Consider the following 16,758-nt stretch of genomic DNA (forward strand, 5'->3'; position numbering starts at 1 on the left):
CGCCCCGGATCAGAAGGTGGGCAGCATCCAGCCGAGGACCGGTGTCGACTGCAGGTAGACCAGGGTGCACAGCACGAGCAGCAGCCCGAGGCTCCACAGCACCGTGCGCCGGAACAGCTCGGACTCGCGGCCCGCGATGCCCACCGCCGTCGCGGCGATCGTCAGGTTCTGCGGGCTGATCATCTTGCCGACGACACCGCCGGAGGTGTTGGCCGCGACCATCAGGTGCGGGTCGAGCCCGGCCTGCTGCGCCGCGGTCTGCTGCAGGGTCGCGAACAGGGCGTTGGCCGAGGTGTCCGAGCCGGTGACCGCGGTGCCCAGCCAGCCGAGGATCGGCGAGAGGAAGGCGAACGCGGCGCCGGTCCCGGCGATCCAGGTGCCGATCACGATGGTCTGCCCGGACAGGTTCATGACGTAGGCCAGGGCCAGGACCGTCGCGACGGTGAGGAAGGCGAAGCGCATCTTGTGCGCAGTCGCGGCGAACTCCCGCAGCGCGGTGGCCGGCGACATGCGGTAGAGCGCGGCGATCACGACGCCCGACAGCAGCAGCAGCGAGCCCGGCGAGGACAGCCACTGGAAGGTGTAGGTCGTGCTCGACACGGCCTTGCCCGCCACGCTGAGCACAGCGCCGTCCAGACCCGGCCAGCCGATCTTGAGGTCGGTGCCGGACAGGAACGACGCGACCGGGGTGACCAGTTTGGCGACCGAGAACACCACGATGATGAGCAGGTAGGGCGCGAAGGCCATCAGCAGCCGGCCGGTGGTCAGCGCCTGCGCCCGCTCGGCCAGGGTGCGCTGCTCGGTGGCCAGCGAGCCGCCGCCGGCGCCGGGGGTCGGCCCGGTGGCGGGGGCGTCCTCGTCGCGCTCGATGCGCAACGCGTCCATGGCCTCGGCGCCGCCCCGCGGCTGCCAGAAGCGCAGCATGACCACACCGGCGACGAGACCGGCGAGCGAGGCGACGATGTCGGTGAGCTCCACCGACAGGTACGTGGCGGCGAGCCACTGGGCGACGGCGAACGCGACACCGATGACCAGGGCGACCGGCCACACCTGCTTGACGCCCCGGACCCCGTCGACCAGGAGCACGAGCAGGATCGGGACGATGAACGCGAGCACCGGGGTCTGGTGGCCGACGACGGCGCCGATCTCGGCGTAGGGGATGCCGGTCAGGTTGCCCGCGGTGATGATCGGGGTGCCGACGGCGCCGAAGGCGACCGGGGCGGTGTTGGCGAGCAGGACGACGACGGCGGCGCGCAGCGGGGAGAACCCGAGCGCCATCAGCATGACACCGGTGATCGCGACGGGGGCGCCGAACCCGGCCAGCGCCTCCAGCAGACCGCCGAAGCAGAACGCGATGATGATCGCCTGCACGCGGGGGTCGTCGGAGATCAGGTGGAACGCCGCGCGCAGGTCCTCGAACCGGCCGGCGGCCACCGTGAGCTGGTAGAGCCAGATGGCGGTGAAGACGATCCACATGATCGGGAACAGCCCGAACACCGCGCCCTCGGTGGCCGTGAGCAGGGCCAGGTGGACCGGCATGCCGAACGCCGCGACCGCGACGACGACCGCGACGGCGAGCGCGGAGAGTCCGGCCCAGTGCGCCTTCCAGCGCAGGGCACCCAGTGTCACGAAGATCGTGACCAGGGGCAGGAGGGCCACCAGTGCGGAGAGCCAGAGGCTCCCGAGCGGCTCGAGCTGTTGCTGGAACATGGTCACTCCGCAGGATCGGCGGTGATCGGGACGGTGACCGTGTGGCGGGGATTGCAGCGCGACACGACCTCGATGAGTGAACGGCACCGGACACTGCACAGTCAAGTAGCATTGTCAGACAAGTTGCCCTGTCAGCCAGAGATACTGTGAAATGACGATCGCGCTGCTCCCCCGGAGGCACCGATGACCGTCGAGCTCGACGTCCGCTCACTGGTGGACGCCGTCACCCGCGCCCTGCGCGAGCGGATCCTGCGGGGCGAGATCGTCCCGGGCACCCCGGTCACCGAGAAGTCGGTCTCCGACGAGTTCGCGGTCGCCCGGCCCACCGCCAAGGCCGCTGTCGAGCGGCTGGTGTTCGACGGGCTGCTCCGGCGGCAGGCGAACAAGACCGCACGGGTACCCGTGCTCACCCTCGCCGAGGTCGGCGACGTCTACTTCTCCCGGACCCTGCTGGAGCTCGGCGCGATCGAGGTCGTGGCCGCGCGCGGCGAGGTCCCCGACGACGCGCGGCTCGCCCTGGAGCGGTTCGACCTGGCCTTCGGGCGCGGCGACGTGTCCGCCGTCGTCGAGGCCGACGTCGAGTTCCACCAGGCCCTGGTCGACGCCGCGGGCAGCGCGCGGCTCTCGCGGATGTACGCCTCACTGATGGCCGAGTTCCATCTCTGCGTGGCCCGGGTCCAGGTACTGGGCCGGCTCGACCGGTCGACCCTGGCCGCCGAGCACGCCGCCGTCCTGGCCGCGGTCGAGGCGGCCGACCCGGCGCTGGCCTCGACCGAGCTGGAGGCCCACATCACCGGCGCCCGGGACCGGATCCTCGCCGTCTACGCCGCCGATTCCTGACCTTCCGGACGGTCCGGGCGAACTGAGAGCCAACCGTCAGTTATGCGTCTACGCTGGCGGACGTGACCGACACCGAGGAGTTCACGCTTCCGCTCCACATGCGCCGCGACCGGTTCCTGCCCGACGCCGAGCTGGAGCGCATCCGCGACTCGGGTGACATCCCACGGGTACGGACCACCTTCGGCGCCGAGGCCCACCTCGTCACCCGCTACGACGACGTGCGGCACGTGCTCGGCGACGCCGCGACCTATTCCAACGCCGGGAGCGCCGAGCTGACCCGCCCGGACGCACCACCGCTGTCGGAGCGCGAGCAGGAGCAGATGCGGGCCGGCCAGCTGCTGCTGCAGGACCCGCCGGAGCACACCCGGCTGCGCCGCTTCCTCACCCGCGAGTTCACCCAGCGCCGGATGGCCCGCCTGGAGCCGCGGATCACCGAGATCGTCGACGAGCACCTCGACGCGCTGGAGGCCGCCGGGCCGGGTGCCGACCTGGTCGCCCTGTTCGCCCTGCCGGTGCCGTCGATGGTCATCTGCGAGCTGCTCGGGGTGCCCTACACCGACCGCGACGAGTTCACCGCCCGCTCGACGCGTCTGCTCGACGTGTCCCTGCCCGCCCGGGAGCGGCTGGCCGTGGGCCGGGAGAACCGCGCCTACATGGCCCGGCTCGTCGACGCGGCGCTGGCCGACCCGGGCGAGGACATCCTCGGCATGCTGATCCGCGAGCACGGCGGGGAGATCAGCCACGACGAGCTGGTCGGGATCGCGTCGCTGCTGCTGATCGCCGGGCACGAGACGACGTCGAACATGCTGTCGCTGGGCACGCTGGCGCTGCTGGAGGACCCGGAGCAGGCCGCACTGTTGCGCAGCGACCCCGAGCTGGCCCGGCCCGCCGTGGAGGAGCTGCTCCGGTGGCTGTCGATCGTGCACACCGGGGTGGTCCGGGTGACGACGACCGACACCGTCCTGCGCGACACCCCGATCCCGGCGCGGTCGCTGGTGATGTGCTCGCTGCCCACCGCCAACCGCGACACCGGGTCCGGGTTCGACGACCCCGCCAGGCTCGACCTCACCCGCGGCGCGGCCGGACACGTCGCGTTCGGGCACGGCGTGCACCACTGCCTGGGCGCCCCGCTGGCCCGGATGGAGATGGCGACGGCGTTCCCCGCCCTGCTCCGCCGTTTCCCCACCCTCGCCCCGGCCGGGCCGGTCCCGCCCGAGGCCTTCCGGGCCTACCACTTCGTCTACGGCATGCACACGCTGCCGGTGACCTGGTGAGGCCGGGCGATACCGTGCAGTGATGACCGCTTCGTCGCTCGACGGCTCCCCGGCGGGCCGTCCGCTGCGCGCCGACGCCGCCCGCAACCACCGCCGGATCGTCGACACGGCGGCCGCGGCGTTCGAGTCCGACGGAGCGGACGTCCCGCTGGAGGAGATCGCGCGCCGGGCCGGGGTCGGCGTCGCGACGCTGTACCGCCGGTTCCGGACCCGCGACGTGCTGGTGCGGGCGGTCCTGGACCAGGTGTTCGTCGCGGAGATCGAGCCGACCGCGGCCGCCGGGGACGGCGACCCCTGGGCCGACCTGGCCGGGTCGCTGGGCCGGGCGGTGGAGGCGATCGCCGGACGGCGGACGATCCTGCAACTGGCCCGCGAGGCCGGCGCGTTCGACGTCGAGTCCGCCGAGCGCTACGGCCGGACGCTGACCCGGCTGCTGGACCGCGCGCGGGAGGCGGGCGCGGTGCGCCCGGAGCTCACTCCGCGGGACCTGTCGGCGGTGCTGGTCATGGCGCTGGCCGTCGCCGAGGGGTCGGACGCGGCGGAGACGGCGTCGGGCGAGGACCGCGCCCGCTACCTGGCGCTGCTGCTCGACGGGCTGCGACCGGGCAACCCGCCGCTCCCCCCGGGCTCGGAGGAGCCCTAGCAACGATCGGGGCACGGTCGCTGTCGCGGGCGGCGCGGACCCGCTACGGTTCCGGTCGTCCGCTCGGCAACGGCGCCGGGCGGATCCGCACTCCTTCCCCCGGAACCCGGGTGGTCGCCGGGCCCGCCGGTCCGACCGGCCGCGGTGCGGGCGCCGTCCTCAGCCGTCGAATCGGTCGGGGCGCAGACGTCGCTCTCAGCCCCCGAACCGGTCGGGGTGCAGCCGCCGGGCGAGCGTCGCGACCGCGTCGGCGTTGCGGATGCCGGGGCTGATCTCGGCGAAGGTCGTGGTGAACACCTTCCCGTCGCGGACCGCGGGGACCGTGGCGAGCGCCGGGTCGTTCCGCAGCCGCTCGGCCAGCGGCTCCGCGCCCTCCGGGCCGACGTCGCGCCCGCAGCAGGCCGGGATCACGATCACGTCCGGGCTCGCCGCGACGACGCCCTCCAGGGACACGGTGCGCTGCCGGCCGGCGATGGTGTCGAACGCCTGCCGCCCGCCCGCGGCCTCGATGATCGTCGTCACGACGTCGCCGGTGCCGAAGACCCGCAGCTCACCGGTACTGCCCGGGGAGTTCAGCATCGCCACCCGCGGACGGTCGGTGACACCGTCGAGCCGGGCGGCGACGTCGGCGAGGGTGCCGCGCATACCGGCGACGACCTGCGCGGCACGGTCCTCGGCGCCCAGCAGGCGCCCGAGGTCGGTGAGGTCGCGTTCGACGCCGGCGAAGGACACGTCGTTGTCGCCGATGCTCTGTTGGTCGCCGCCGTCGGCGGTCGGGCAGTAGGCGCTGAACAGGAAGGTCTCCGTGCCGGCGGCTTCGAGCTCGGCGCGGGTGCCGAGCCCCTCCCGGGTGAACGCGCCGGTGAAGCCGGAGACGACGAGGTCCGGGGCGACCCGCAGCACCTCCTCGCGCGACGGGTACTCCTCGGGCCAGTAGCTCTGCGGCCGGAAGTCCGGGTCGAGCCGTGCCGGCAGCGGGTTGTCCAGGTAGGCAGCGCCGACCAGCCGGTCCCCCGCTCCGAGCGCGAGGACGGCCTCGATGCCGTTCTGGAACATCGCGACGACCCGCTCCGGGCGCTGCACGGGCACGTCGACGCCGCAGTTGACGACCGCGTCGGCGGCGGGGCCCGTGCCGTGGTCGCCGTGCCCGGCGGGTGCCGCGACCGGGTCACCCGCGCCGCACCCCGCGAGGAGCACCAGTCCGGCGAGCAGCGGCGCCCAGCGGCGCGGGTTCCCGATCACCGCGACAGCATAGCCACGACACCTGAGCGACTCTTCAGATGTGCGGCTCTCGTCACGGTCCGGTCCCCGCGCCGCCCGGCGTCAGAGTGCGTGCTGCAGGCGCTCCGCGAGCAGCCCCACGAACCGGGACGGGTCGGCGAGCTCGCCGCCCTCGGCCAGCAGGGCCATGCCGTGCAGCAGCTCGACGGTGCCGCTCTCGTCCTTCCCCGCGGCGCGGGCGTCACGCAGCCCGGTGACCAGGGGATGCGACGGGTTGAGCTCGAGGATCCGCTTCACCTTCGGCGGCTCCTGCCCCATCGCCCGGTACATCTTCTCCAGGGTCGGGGTCATGTCGAACTCGTCGCCGACGAGGACGGCCGGGGAGGTGGTGAGCCGGGTGGAGAGCCGGACCTCCTTGACGTCCTCGGTCAGCACCTCGGCCATCCAGGTGCAGAGGTCGGCGAACTCGGTCTGCTTCGCCGCCGCCGCCTCCTTCTCCTCGTCGGTCTGCAGGTCCACCTGGCCCTTGGCGATGGAGCGCAGCGGGGTGCCGTCGAAGCCGTCGACGGCGTCGACCCACACCTCGTCGACCGGGTCGGTGAGCAGCAGGACCTCGTAGCCCTTGTCCCGGAACGCCTCCATGTGCGGGGAGGCCTCGATCGCGGTCCGCGAGTCCCCGGTCATGTAGTAGATCGCGTCCTGGCCCTCGCGCATCCGCTGTTTGTAGGCGGCGAGCGAGGTCGGCGCGTCGGCGTCGTGGGTGGTCGCGAACGCCGAGACCCCGAGGATGGTGTCGCGGCTGTCGGCGTCGGAGAGCAGTCCCTCCTTGAGGGCGCGGCCGCACTGCTCCCAGAAGGTCGCGTACTTCTCCGGCTCGTTGTCGCGCAGCGAGCCGAGCACCGAGAGCACCTTCTTGACCAGGCGCCTGCGGATCGCCGAGATCTGACGGTCCTGCTGGAGGATCTCCCGCGACACGTTCAGCGAGAGGTCCGCGGCGTCGACGACACCCTTGACGAACCGCAGGTACTCGGGGACGAGCGCCTCGCAGTCGTCCATGATGAACACGCGCCGGACGTAGAGCTGGACGCCGCGGCGGGCGTCGCGCATGTAGAGGTCCATCGGCGCGACCTTCGGCAGGAACAGCAGCGCCTGGTACTCGAAGGTGCCCTCGGCGGCGAGCCGGATCGTCTCCAGCGGCTCCTGCCAGTCGTGGCTGACGTGCCGGTAGAACTCGGCGTACTCCTCCTCGGTCACGTCCTTCTGCGGGCGGGCCCACAGCGCCTTCATGGAGTTCAGGGTCTCGGGCCCGGGCTCCGTGTCCGGCTCGGCGTCCGGCTCGGTGTCCGACCCCGTCTCCGACGTCGGGGCCTCGGCCGGCATGCGGACCGGCCAGGTGATGAAGTCGGAGTAGGTCTTGACGATGCGCCGCAGCACGGACCGGTCGGCGTAGTCGTGCAGCTGGTCCTCGGCGTCGGACGCCTTGAGGTGCAGCGTGACCGCGGTGCCCTGCGGGGCGTCGGCGACCGGCTCGATCGTGTAGGTGCCCTCACCGTCGGAGGTCCACCGCACGCCCTCGCCCGCGCCGGCCTTGCGGGTCACGAGCTCGACGCGGTCGGCGACCATGAACGAGGAGTAGAAGCCGACGCCGAACTGGCCGATCAGCTCCTGGCGGGCGTCGTCGCCGGCCTCCCGGAGCTTCGCGAGGAGCTCCGCGGTGCCCGACCGCGCGATGGTGCCGATCAGGTCGACGACCTCGTCGCGGGTCATGCCGATGCCGTTGTCGCGCACGGTCAGGGTGCGCGCCCCGGCGTCCGGCACGAGCTCGACGTGCAGGTCCTCGGTGTCGGCGCCCAGGTCCTTGTCCTGGTAGGCGGCGAGGCGGAGCTTGTCCAGCGCGTCGGAGGCGTTGGAGATCAGCTCGCGCAGGAAGACGTCCTTGTTCGAGTAGATCGAATGGATCATCAACCGCAGCAGCTGCCGGGCCTCGGCCTGGAACTCGATCGTCTCCCCGCCCGTCGTGTCGGAGTCGATCGTCTCGCTGGTCGACGGATCCGTGCTCACGTCAGTCGTCCTCTCTGGGTCGTCACGCTGGTGCGGTCGCGATTGTGCCGAACGGCGACCGGCCGCGCGCCCGGTGCCCGACCCCTGCGCCGTCGTCGCCGGCGCGGTGACCGGTACCGTCGCCGCAGGAAACCCCCGAACCGGACGGATCACCCTCGTGCGCACGACCCGCAGCCCGGCCCGCCGCCTCGTCGCGGTGCTGCTGCTGTCGCTGGTCGCTGCGCTCGCCCCGATCGCCGGGTCGCTGACCGCCGAGGCCGTCCCGGCCACGGCCGCGGCCTCGGTCGGGCAGGACGTCGCGCCCGCCGAGGCACCCCGGCCCGCGCTGCTGGGGCGCTCCGCGCACGACGGTCCGGTCGCCCCGGACGCGACCGGCCACCCCGGGCCCGCCCTGGACGTGCTGGTCCTCGACGCCGCGTGGCTCGGGCACGGTGCACCCGCGCCCGCCGAAGATTGGACGACGACCGCCGCCCCGGAACCCGGGAGCGGCGCGGACATCGGGTCGCGGGGTCCGCCGCGGGCCTGACCGGACGACCCCACCGGTCGCCGCCGTCCGCCACTCCCCCCGCACCACCCCGCCGTGCCCCGGTCCCGACCGGGGCGCCCGCCGCCGAGGATCCCCGTGAAGCCACGCCCCGTGCTCTGGCGGGCGCTCATCGCGCTCGCCGTGCTCGTCCTGTCCTCCGTCGTCGCGTTCACCACCGCCCCCACGCTGGGGCTGGACCTGCGCGGCGGCACCCAGATCGTCCTGGAGACCCGCGACACCCCCGAGGTCGCCGCCGACGGCGAGGCCACCGACCGCGTGATGGAGGTGCTGCGCGGGCGCATCGACGGGCTCGGTGTCGCCGAGCCCAGCCTGGCCCGGTCCGGTGAGAACCGGATCATCGTCGAGCTCCCCGGGCTGACCGACCCCGCCGAGGCCGCGGAGACCCTCGGCCGCACCGCGCAGCTGACGATGCACCCGGTGCTCGGGATCGGCGACCCCGCCGCCGGGGGCGCTCCCGGCACCGACGAGCAGGGCCAGCCGCTCCAGCTCGGGCCACCGGCGCTGACCGGCGACATGGTGGGCTCGGCGATGTCCTCGCCCAACCCGCAGGGCGTCGGGCACATCGTGAACATCAGCTTCGACGGCGACGGCCCCGCCCGCTGGCAGTCCCTCACCGGCCAGGCCGCGTGCGCGCCGCCCGGCGATCCGCAGCGCCGGGTCGCGATCGTGCTCGACCAGCAGGTCATCTCCTCCCCGCAGGTCGTCGAGAACATCCCGTGCAACGTCGGCATGCTCGGTGGGCAGACCCAGATCACCGGCAACTTCTCCCCCGAGCAGGCCTCCGAGCTGGCCGTGCTGATCGAGGGCGGCGCCCTCCCGCTGCCCGTGGAGATCATCGAGCAGCGGACCGTCGGACCGACCCTGGGTGCGGACGCGATCTCCGCGAGCGCCTGGGCCGCGATCATCGGCTCGGCGCTGGCCGGGGCGTTCCTCATCGTGGTGTACCGGCTCGTCGGGCTGGTCGCCGTCGTCGCGCTCGGCGGGTACGCACTCGTCGCCTACTCGGTGCAGACCGGGCTCGGTGCCACGCTGACGCTGCCCGGCCTGGCCGCGTTCGTCCTTGCGGTCGGCATGGCCGTCGACGCGAACGTGCTGATCGCCGAACGTTCCCGCGAGGAGTACGCGGCGAAGCCACGCCTGGAACGTGCCTCGGAGCTGGGCTATGCGAACTCGCTGTCCGCGGTCGGCGACGTCGCCGTGACCTCGCTGCTCGCCGCCGTGCTGCTGTTCGGGCTCGCCTCGGGCCCGGTCCGCGGGTTCGGCGTCACGCTGGTCATCGGCGTGGTCGTGTCGCTGTTCTCGGCGCTGGTGCTGTCCCGGCTGCTCACCCTCGCCGTCCTGAAGATCCCGGCGGTGAAGCGCAGGCCGGGGATCACCGGCATCACCGCGATCGGCCCGGTCCGGCGCAGGCTCGAGGCGAGCGACCCCGGGTTCCTGCGGCGGCCGGGGCGCTACCTCGCCGTCGCCGGGGTCGTGGTGGTCGTGATGGTGTCCGGGCTGTTCGTGCGCGGCCTGGAGCTCGGTGTCGAGTTCACCGGCGGCCGGCTGGTCGAGTTCACGACGACGGACCCGGTGAGCGTGGAGCAGGTCCGCGACGCCGTCGGTACCACCGGGATCGGCGGGCTCACCGTCACCGAGACCGGCGACGGCGCGGTCGCGCTGCGCTCCGGCGAGCTCACCGACGCCCAGGTCGGACAGCTGCGCGAGGTCGTCGGCGCGGCGGGCGGCGGCGCGGAGGTGCTGCGCGACGAGCTCATCGGCCCCAGCCTCGGTGCCGAGCTGGCCCGCGGCGGCATCATCGCGCTCGGTGTCGCGCTCGCCGCCCAGTTCCTCTACCTCGCGTTCCGGTTCCGCTGGACGCTCGGCGCCGGCGCGGTCGCGGCGCTGCTGACCAACGTGCTCGTGGTGGTCGGGGTGTTCGCCTGGACCGGGCGCACCGCCGACGGCGTGTTCCTCGCGGCGCTGCTCACCGTCATCGGCTACTCGGTCAACGACACCGTGGTCGTGTTCGACCGCGTGCGCGAGCACTGGGCACGCAACGCGAAGGTGCCGTTCCACCGGGTCGTGGGGTCGGCGGTGCTCTCGACGCTGCCGCGGACGGTGAACACCGGCATCTCGACGCTGACGATCCTGGTCATGCTGCTGTTCCTCGGCGGGGCGACCCTCGGGGACTTCGCACTGGCGCTGATCGTGGGCATCGTGGTCGGGACGGTGTCGACGATCGTCGTCGCCGGGCCGGTGTCGATCCTGCTGCAGCAGCGCTGGACCGGGCCCGCGCCGCGGACCTCCGGAGCGAAGCAGCCGGTCGGCAAGGCGGGACGGCGGCACCCGTCGAAGGCCGACCGGGCACGGCGCCGCGCCGGCGACGGCGCGGTCGTCTGAGTGCGGCTCCCTCACGTGCGGTCCCCGAGGTCGAGGCGTTCGCCGCAGCGGTCGATCCCGGCGCGGATCATCGCGCCGTAGCCGTCGTCGGGCAGCGCCCCCACCCGGTCCCGGGCCCGGGTCAGGTGGTGGCGCGCCCGGTCGTCGTCGCCGAGGCGGCGGTGCACGTCGGCCAGGTTCAGGTGCAGCGACGGCAGGAACCCGCCGACCGTCAGCCCGGCGTGGTGGCGCTGCGCCCGCTCGTCGGTCAGCTCCTCGGCGGCGGCCAGGGCGCGCTCGTCCCACAGCAGCTCGGCGTGCGGGTCGTCCTGCACGTCGGCGGCGTAGTGGGCCAGCGTGCACCGGTGGAACGGGTCGCCGTCGGCGGTCACCTGCTCCCACAGCGCGTCGAACCGGGTGCGGGCCCCGGCCCGGTCCCCGGCCCGGCCGGCCTCGACGACGGCGGCGACGGCGTCCATGACGGGGTCGGCGGGGGTGGGCTGGTCCACGGGGGCCTCCGGCGCTCGGGGTGGGTCGGGACGCATGCTGCACCGGACCCCCGACAGTTCCGCCCGAGCGGTTCCGCTCGCGCCGACGCGGACACCCGCTGTCCGCATCAGCGGCCAGGATGGTCGCCGTGACCCCGACCCTGCAGATCGCGTTCGACGCCGCCGACCCGCATGCCCTCGCGCGGTTCTGGGCGGCCGCCCTCGGCTACGAGGTGGAGGACCACACCGCCGTCGTCGAGGGACTGCTGGCCGCCGGCCACCTCGGCGAGGCCGACGTGCTCGTCGACGGCGACCGGCGTGGCTTCCGCGACGTCGCCACCGCCCGCGGGCCGGGTCCGCGGCTGTTCGTGCAGCGGGTGCCGGAGCCGAAGTCCGCCAAGAACCGGGTGCACCTGGACCTGCAGGTCGGCCCGGAGGAGGCCCCCGCGGAGGTGGAGCGCCTGGTCGCGCTCGGCGCCCGGGTGCTGTGGACGACCGCCGACCGCGGCCCGGTCACCACCACCCTGTGCGACCCCGAGGGCAACGAGTTCTGCGTGACCTGAGGTCGCCGCGACCGGCTCAGCCGGGCTCGAAGTCGTAGGTGCGCCCGCCGACCCGGAGCAGGTCGACGGCCGAGACCAGGCCGGCGTCGCCGCCGCCCTGGTTGAACCCGGCGGCGTAGGCGGTCATGTCCGGGTACGCGGCCATGATGTCGGGCAGCGTGCGCTGCTCGCCGCCGTCGCGGCACTGCCGGTAGGCGTCGACCCGGCCGATCTGCTGCGTCGTGCAGTAGGTGCCGGACCCGACGTCGTAGCGGGTCCAGGTGCCGGCCGGTGCGCGGTCGGGCAGGTAGGTGAGGACGTACAGGTCGCCGGCCTCCAGGGTGCCGCCGTTCACGTCGACGGCGATCGCGAACGACGGCATCGCCCCGCTCGACGACGCCGGGTCGCGGTACGCCCAGTAGCTCGCGTCGGTGAACCGGGACAACGGGCCGGCGACCTCGTCGGTGACGTACTGGCGCTTGTCCCCGTCGCCCGGGGTGCGCAGCTCGAGGGCGCCACTGCCGCCGTCGGGCGGGGCGCCGTGGCGGGCGGTGAACTCGCGGCTGCCGGAGCCCTCGTCGAGGGTCCCGGCGAACTGGTTCGACGCCGCCGGGGTGACGGTCACCCGCCCCGAGGGGCCGAACGGGCCGACCGCGACGGCGGGCTGCAGCGAGGCGAGCCCCACGAGCGCGACGACGGCCGCGGCCGTGGCGATCAGTCCGTTCCGTCGTCCTCGACGCATCCGCCCTCCCCGAGCCGGTCGTGGGGATCAACGACCGGGGACGCCCGGGGATACCGCCCGGTTCAGGCCAGCAGCGTGCCCGGCGCCGCCTCGTAGGGCTGGAAGAAGTCGTTGGCGGGCGCCCCGGCGAGGGTGAGCACCAGCGCGGGTACCGCGACGCCGTCGATCTGCTCGCGGAGGATGTCGGCGTGCCCGGCGTGCCGGGCGAACTCCTCGACCAGGTGCACCAGGTAGTAGCGGGCGTGGATCGGCCGCGCGTCGAAGATCCCGTGCCAGGGGGCGGGCGGGGCGGTCGAGTCGCCGGCCGGGTCGGTCTTCGCGACGGTGGCGAGCAGCTCGGCCCGGACCCGGTCGAACTCCTCGACGGTCGCCGCGACGGTCTCGTCGTCGCCGACGGTGAAGCTGCCGGTGAACAGGGCGACCGCGGCCGCGTCGAGCGGCTGCTCGGTGACGTCACCGGTCAGCCGGTCCAGCGCGCCGCGCATGCAGTAGGCGGCGTGCTTGACCAGGCCACCGACGGACAGCGCGCTGCGGCACGGGGTCGCGCGGGCCTGTTCCTCGGTGAGGCCGAGGAGCGCGGAGCGGATCGCCGTGAGCTGCACGTCGATGTAGTTCAGGAGGCCGGTGACCTCGTCGTGGCGGGCGGGTGCGTACATGGGGTCCTCCGGGTGCTCGGGAGCGGTTCGAGGACGACTGTGCCGCCCGATGCGGTCAGGTCCGGTCCTCGACGGCCGAGGGAGCTCCGACGGATCCGCTACCGGGCCGCGCCGATCCACGACAGCCACGCCGGCATCGCGAGCCGGGCGAGGCGGTCGTAGCCGTCGGCACCGGGGTGGGCTCCGTCTCCGTCGCGGACCCCGGTCGTCCACACCTCGTCGGCCGACAGCGCGTCGAACACGTCGACGAAGGGCACCCCGGCGGCGTCGCACACCCCGTGGAACCGCGCGGTCAGGTCCCGCACCCGCCGGTTCACCGCGGCGTCGGCGATCGGCGGGGGTCCGACGACGAAGGCCTGCAGGCCCGCGGCCCCGGCCCCGGCGAGCAGGCGGGTCAGGTTCGCGACCGTGACGTCCGGCTCCACCCGGCACCGGCCGTCCTCCTCGACGCCGTCGTTCACACCGAAGGACAGGACCAGGCGCTCGTCGCACCCGGGGGCACGGCGTGCGCCCGTCTCGCGCTCCCAGCGGGCGAGGACGTCGCAGCTGGTGTTGCGGCGGATCCCCAGGTTGTAGGCGGTCGTCGGGACGCCCCGGCGCCCGACCGCCGCCATGAGGCGGCCGAACCACCCCCGGCAGTCGGGGTCGCCGACACCGGCGACGAAGGAGTCCCCCAGCGCGACGACGCGGAGGTCGCGGGTGCTGCTCACCGGCAGATCGTCACACGTGCCCGGGGCGACCACGCCGCCACGCCCCGTCCGCGCGGGCCCCGGCCGGCGAGCCCGGTCCCGGAGTCGTCCGCGCGACACGGCACACCCGGGAATCCACTGGTCCGCGGGCCGTCGCCGTGATTCGCTCCCGATCACGAGCCGTTGGGTGCACTGGGCCCCGGCCCGGCGACGAGCCGACCCCGACCCACGCGGATCACGGGAGTCGGGCCGTCCCGGTCCTCCCCGGCGCCCCGGACGGCGTGGTCACGCCCTCGCGCCGGCGCCGGCCCCGGTCGCGCACCGGGTGCCCGGTGGGGATCGGACGACGGGCAGGACCGGGTGCGGACGAGCCGGTCTGTAAGCCGGATGTAGAGGTCGCTGCAGGTCAGAGACCCGCTATGCGCCGTGGGCCGTCTCCGGGCCGTCGGGTTCGGATTGGCCTAGGTCGAACACCGAACCCGCTGGCGACTACCAACACAGCAGATCTTTACCGACAAAACGGACAACAGCTACGTTCAATTTGACGAGGAAGATTAGCTTCATTCAACTATGCAATTTATCATCAAGTTTGACGATCATCAAATTCGAGCCTGATGCGATACGGTAACGCACTCCGAAATTCAAGAAAGGAGTCCGCGTGGGTAAGCGATTGGCGAGTGTCGTCGTCACTCTTCTAGCCTCGTTCGCACTCGTTCTAGGCGTGACCGGCACAGCTTCTGCGACCGCTCTCGGATACGCATACTGGGGTGTGCATGTCTACAAAGACATTCCGATTCCCTCAGGACAGCTCACAGCACTGATCAAGGGCAGTGGAACCAGGGTAGACGCGTGGTCTATGAACTGGGGATCACCAGGTAATCTATGCAACCATCACATGTCCGTTCAATTTCTTGATCGGAACAATGTGAACTACCAGACCTACAATCAGTCGAACCAAGGAAACTGCGCCAAGGGTGGCTCGTACACGGTGAATTTCGCGACACCCATCAAGGTGCGCGACGGTCGTGTCTGCATGCGACTGTACCGCGACTTTGGACGCGAAAACCTTGCGTCGGTCTGCCACGGAATTCATGGCTAGCTGCTGGTGATTGGCGGGTCCCGGTATAACGATCTGCCGGGATCCGCCACTCGCGTATTCACTCCTCGCGTCGATACCCGCTCATCCGATTCCCCATCTGGCCCTCCAAACTCGACGTCGATCGCTTGCCGGGTGCGGGCGGCGCTGGACGGCATCAGGTGGGTGTAGGTCCGGAGCGTGAAACCCGGATCGTGGTGTCCCAGATACTCCGACAGCGCCCGGATGCTCTCCCCCGCATCGGAAGTCCTCCGTATCGGCTCGATCTAGTACCGCTGAGGCAGAGGATCTGAGTATCGTCGACTTACCGCCGCAACCTCCTCTGATATCCTCGCCGCCCTATGATCCAGTAATAGCGTTCGAGCCGCCTGCATATTTGGCGCGGCGTGGCTCAGCGCTATCACGCTAATCAATGTTCTTGCAGATTCCACCATCCAATAGACATCTGCTGGATCCAGGTCGTTCGGCGAGTGCTTGGTGACGTTGTTCATCCAACTGAGCAGTTCGGCCCAGCGTCGAATCTCGACCGGCTCCAGCCATCGAGCAAAGTCACGCCCCGCACGCCGAGCCAAAGTCAACGGCTTCGGCTCACTCTTGTCAGACTGCCGCGCCCACTTCAACCTCTCCCGTCGCGACGTCGCGACATAGAACTCGATAGCGGCGCTCAACTCCAAAAGACGGGTCGTCACAGCCATACTGCCGAAAAGTGGCCGCATAGTAACCGGCCTAACGAAACGCGCATACTTTCGCGAGAATCGAAGCCACTTTGCTACCCCAGCAACCCCGCCAATTTGCTCATACGTGAATAACGGCATCGCGTTTCGTCCGATCGGATTGTCCCGCTCCTCCATGAGCTGCCGATCCCACAGAGGTGACCACCGATCGAAGCGATCAGCTGATCCCGGGTAATCGAGGCATGCACGACCTGACGTACACTGGGCAAATCCGTCCAATGCCAGCGACGCGAGCAACTGAACATCGCTCAACGGGTCAATAAACTGTTCGAACCCGATTGGCCGTCGAGCGCGGACGCCTACGACGAGTGGCGTATCTATTCGTGACCGCGCATCTTCTTCTGAGAATCCCCAATGCGGCCTGAGGTACACCTCCAGTCCGCCGTAGGCTCGTGCCGAATCCTCGCGACCACTCGTGTCCAAGTGGATAGTCATTGACTTATTGAGACCCCCCTCAGAGGAGTTCTCAATTCGCGCCGCCTGCATCCCGGCCCACCACAGAAGGTGTGGAAACCGCAACTCAACAGCCGACATGCGACCCGATCTCAGTTCCGTGACTGTGACATTAGCAAGAGCCGTCCGGTACCTGAATGTCTGCGTTGAAGCTCGCAGTCCCATCATATTCGTGTTTCGCGCATGCCCACTCGGCCTCAGCAATAGCCCCCCGGTCGAGCGTGACGCAAGCGCCGTAAAGTCGGGCGACTTCGCTCCATCGCTACTACTAGCCTTGAATGACTCCCAAGGGTCACCTTCATCGAAAACCTGACACTCCACGGCACCCGTTTCGAGGCGACGGACGAACCCTCGCAACGGCTCCGGCTTGATCGACAGTCGCTTGGCGAACGGCCAGGCGTACGCCAGTTGGCCGTCGAGCAGTTGGTCCAGTTTCGACTCAGACACACTCGATTCTCTCGCTCGGCGCGCATCTTCCGGAGCTCGACACACCGAAACGTCAAGCATCACCCGGGACTCGACACGCCGTTGGCCGTCGTTCTGCCGAATTTGCCTCTAAGGGATCAAGAGCGCCGCCTTCGGCGGCGCGGGGCCGGCCACGCCGGCCCCGTCGCTTCGCTCACTACACCTCCGGCCCGTTCGCGGCGCCGGGTCCGGCTACCCGGCCCCAGCCACGCAGGTGCGCCCCAGATCCATGAGGC

15 protein-coding genes and 1 pseudogene are annotated in these 16,758 nt (G+C 71.6%); 7 read left to right on the plus strand and 9 right to left on the minus strand.

Annotated features, from left to right (window positions below; all coding sequences use genetic code 11):
* Positions 1-9: 9 nt before the first annotated feature.
* The gene (locus tag AC0GKK_RS04535) at positions 10-1,710 is read right to left on the minus strand and encodes an L-lactate permease (protein WP_489883228.1); all 1,701 of its coding nucleotides are present in this window, start codon (positions 1,708-1,710) and stop codon (positions 10-12) included.
* Between the two features lie 183 nt (positions 1,711-1,893).
* Between AC0GKK_RS04535 and AC0GKK_RS04540 the strand changes: the two genes are divergently transcribed.
* The 3 genes from AC0GKK_RS04540 to AC0GKK_RS04550 all read left to right on the plus strand — a co-directional run bounded on the left by AC0GKK_RS04540 (position 1,894) and on the right by AC0GKK_RS04550 (position 4,467).
* On the plus strand, positions 1,894-2,550 hold the full coding sequence (locus tag AC0GKK_RS04540) for a GntR family transcriptional regulator (protein ID WP_062402486.1): 657 nt from the start codon (positions 1,894-1,896) through the stop codon (positions 2,548-2,550).
* A 62-nt stretch (positions 2,551-2,612) separates the two neighbouring features.
* A complete protein-coding gene (locus AC0GKK_RS04545; RefSeq protein WP_489883229.1) occupies positions 2,613-3,824 on the plus strand; it encodes a cytochrome P450 in 1,212 nt (403 codons plus the stop codon).
* A gap of 22 nt (positions 3,825-3,846) precedes the next feature.
* The gene (locus tag AC0GKK_RS04550) at positions 3,847-4,467 is read left to right on the plus strand and encodes a TetR/AcrR family transcriptional regulator (RefSeq protein WP_062402483.1); all 621 of its coding nucleotides are present in this window, start codon (positions 3,847-3,849) and stop codon (positions 4,465-4,467) included.
* Between the two features lie 195 nt (positions 4,468-4,662).
* Here the strand turns inward: AC0GKK_RS04550 and AC0GKK_RS04555 are convergent, their stop codons facing one another.
* Together AC0GKK_RS04555 and htpG are read right to left on the minus strand one after the other, a co-directional pair.
* Entirely contained in the window at positions 4,663-5,709 is a 1,047-nt protein-coding gene (locus AC0GKK_RS04555; protein ID WP_489883230.1) for an ABC transporter substrate-binding protein, read from the minus strand.
* Between the two features lie 81 nt (positions 5,710-5,790).
* Positions 5,791-7,650, minus strand: a complete 1,860-nt coding sequence (gene htpG / locus AC0GKK_RS04560) for a molecular chaperone HtpG (RefSeq protein ID WP_489883982.1) — start codon at positions 7,648-7,650, stop codon at positions 5,791-5,793.
* A 256-nt stretch (positions 7,651-7,906) separates the two neighbouring features.
* Here htpG and AC0GKK_RS04565 point away from each other — a divergent pair, with 256 nt between their 5' ends.
* Together AC0GKK_RS04565 and secD are read left to right on the plus strand one after the other, a co-directional pair.
* On the plus strand, positions 7,907-8,275 hold the full coding sequence (locus AC0GKK_RS04565; RefSeq protein ID WP_145983343.1) for a hypothetical protein: 369 nt from the start codon (positions 7,907-7,909) through the stop codon (positions 8,273-8,275).
* A 96-nt stretch (positions 8,276-8,371) separates the two neighbouring features.
* Complete coding sequence (gene secD, locus AC0GKK_RS04570) at positions 8,372-10,678, plus strand: protein translocase subunit SecD (protein ID WP_489883231.1); 2,307 nt, start codon at positions 8,372-8,374, stop codon at positions 10,676-10,678.
* Positions 10,679-10,689: 11 nt separating this feature from the next.
* Here secD and AC0GKK_RS04575 read toward each other — a convergent pair whose 3' ends face one another.
* The gene (locus AC0GKK_RS04575) at positions 10,690-11,166 is read right to left on the minus strand and encodes a hypothetical protein (RefSeq protein WP_489883232.1); all 477 of its coding nucleotides are present in this window, start codon (positions 11,164-11,166) and stop codon (positions 10,690-10,692) included.
* A gap of 128 nt (positions 11,167-11,294) precedes the next feature.
* Here AC0GKK_RS04575 and AC0GKK_RS04580 point away from each other — a divergent pair, with 128 nt between their 5' ends.
* A complete protein-coding gene (locus AC0GKK_RS04580) occupies positions 11,295-11,708 on the plus strand; it encodes a VOC family protein (protein ID WP_308819897.1) in 414 nt (137 codons plus the stop codon).
* 16 nt (positions 11,709-11,724) lie between these two features.
* Here AC0GKK_RS04580 and AC0GKK_RS04585 read toward each other — a convergent pair whose 3' ends face one another.
* From AC0GKK_RS04585 to AC0GKK_RS04595, 3 genes are all read right to left on the minus strand, one after another.
* Positions 11,725-12,429 (minus strand): hypothetical protein, encoded by a 705-nt coding sequence (locus AC0GKK_RS04585; protein WP_062402472.1) that lies wholly within the window; start codon positions 12,427-12,429, stop codon positions 11,725-11,727.
* Positions 12,430-12,491: 62 nt separating this feature from the next.
* On the minus strand, positions 12,492-13,085 hold the full coding sequence (locus tag AC0GKK_RS04590) for a DinB family protein (RefSeq protein ID WP_489883233.1): 594 nt from the start codon (positions 13,083-13,085) through the stop codon (positions 12,492-12,494).
* A 98-nt stretch (positions 13,086-13,183) separates the two neighbouring features.
* On the minus strand, positions 13,184-13,795 hold the full coding sequence (locus AC0GKK_RS04595; RefSeq protein WP_489883234.1) for a GDSL-type esterase/lipase family protein: 612 nt from the start codon (positions 13,793-13,795) through the stop codon (positions 13,184-13,186).
* Positions 13,796-14,432: 637 nt separating this feature from the next.
* Here AC0GKK_RS04595 and AC0GKK_RS04600 point away from each other — a divergent pair.
* Complete coding sequence (locus tag AC0GKK_RS04600) at positions 14,433-14,873, plus strand: hypothetical protein (protein ID WP_489883235.1); 441 nt, start codon at positions 14,433-14,435, stop codon at positions 14,871-14,873.
* A gap of 98 nt (positions 14,874-14,971) precedes the next feature.
* Here AC0GKK_RS04600 and AC0GKK_RS04605 read toward each other — a convergent pair.
* Both AC0GKK_RS04605 and AC0GKK_RS04610 read right to left on the minus strand, forming a co-directional pair.
* Positions 14,972-15,112, minus strand: a pseudogene (locus AC0GKK_RS04605) (site-specific integrase); the annotation flags it as partial.
* Between the two features lie 24 nt (positions 15,113-15,136).
* The gene (locus AC0GKK_RS04610; RefSeq protein WP_489883983.1) at positions 15,137-16,564 is read right to left on the minus strand and encodes an ApeA N-terminal domain 1-containing protein; all 1,428 of its coding nucleotides are present in this window, start codon (positions 16,562-16,564) and stop codon (positions 15,137-15,139) included.
* Between the last annotated feature and the right edge of the window lie 194 nt (positions 16,565-16,758).

The sequence above is a fragment of the Pseudonocardia sp. P-1 genome (assembly GCF_058111925.1).

Coding starts and splice junctions, on each gene's coding strand:
- AC0GKK_RS04535 (WP_489883228.1), bottom strand. CDS start 1,710: ATGTTCCAGCAACAGCTCGAGCCGCTCGGGAGCCTCTGGCTCTCCGCA.
- AC0GKK_RS04540 (WP_062402486.1), top strand. CDS start 1,894: ATGACCGTCGAGCTCGACGTCCGCTCACTGGTGGACGCCGTCACCCGC.
- AC0GKK_RS04550 (WP_062402483.1), top strand. CDS start 3,847: ATGACCGCTTCGTCGCTCGACGGCTCCCCGGCGGGCCGTCCGCTGCGC.
- htpG (WP_489883982.1), bottom strand. CDS start 7,650: ATGATCCATTCGATCTACTCGAACAAGGACGTCTTCCTGCGCGAGCTG.
- AC0GKK_RS04585 (WP_062402472.1), bottom strand. CDS start 12,429: ATGCGTCGAGGACGACGGAACGGACTGATCGCCACGGCCGCGGCCGTC.
- AC0GKK_RS04590 (WP_489883233.1), bottom strand. CDS start 13,085: ATGTACGCACCCGCCCGCCACGACGAGGTCACCGGCCTCCTGAACTAC.
- AC0GKK_RS04610 (WP_489883983.1), bottom strand. CDS start 16,564: ATGCTTGACGTTTCGGTGTGTCGAGCTCCGGAAGATGCGCGCCGAGCG.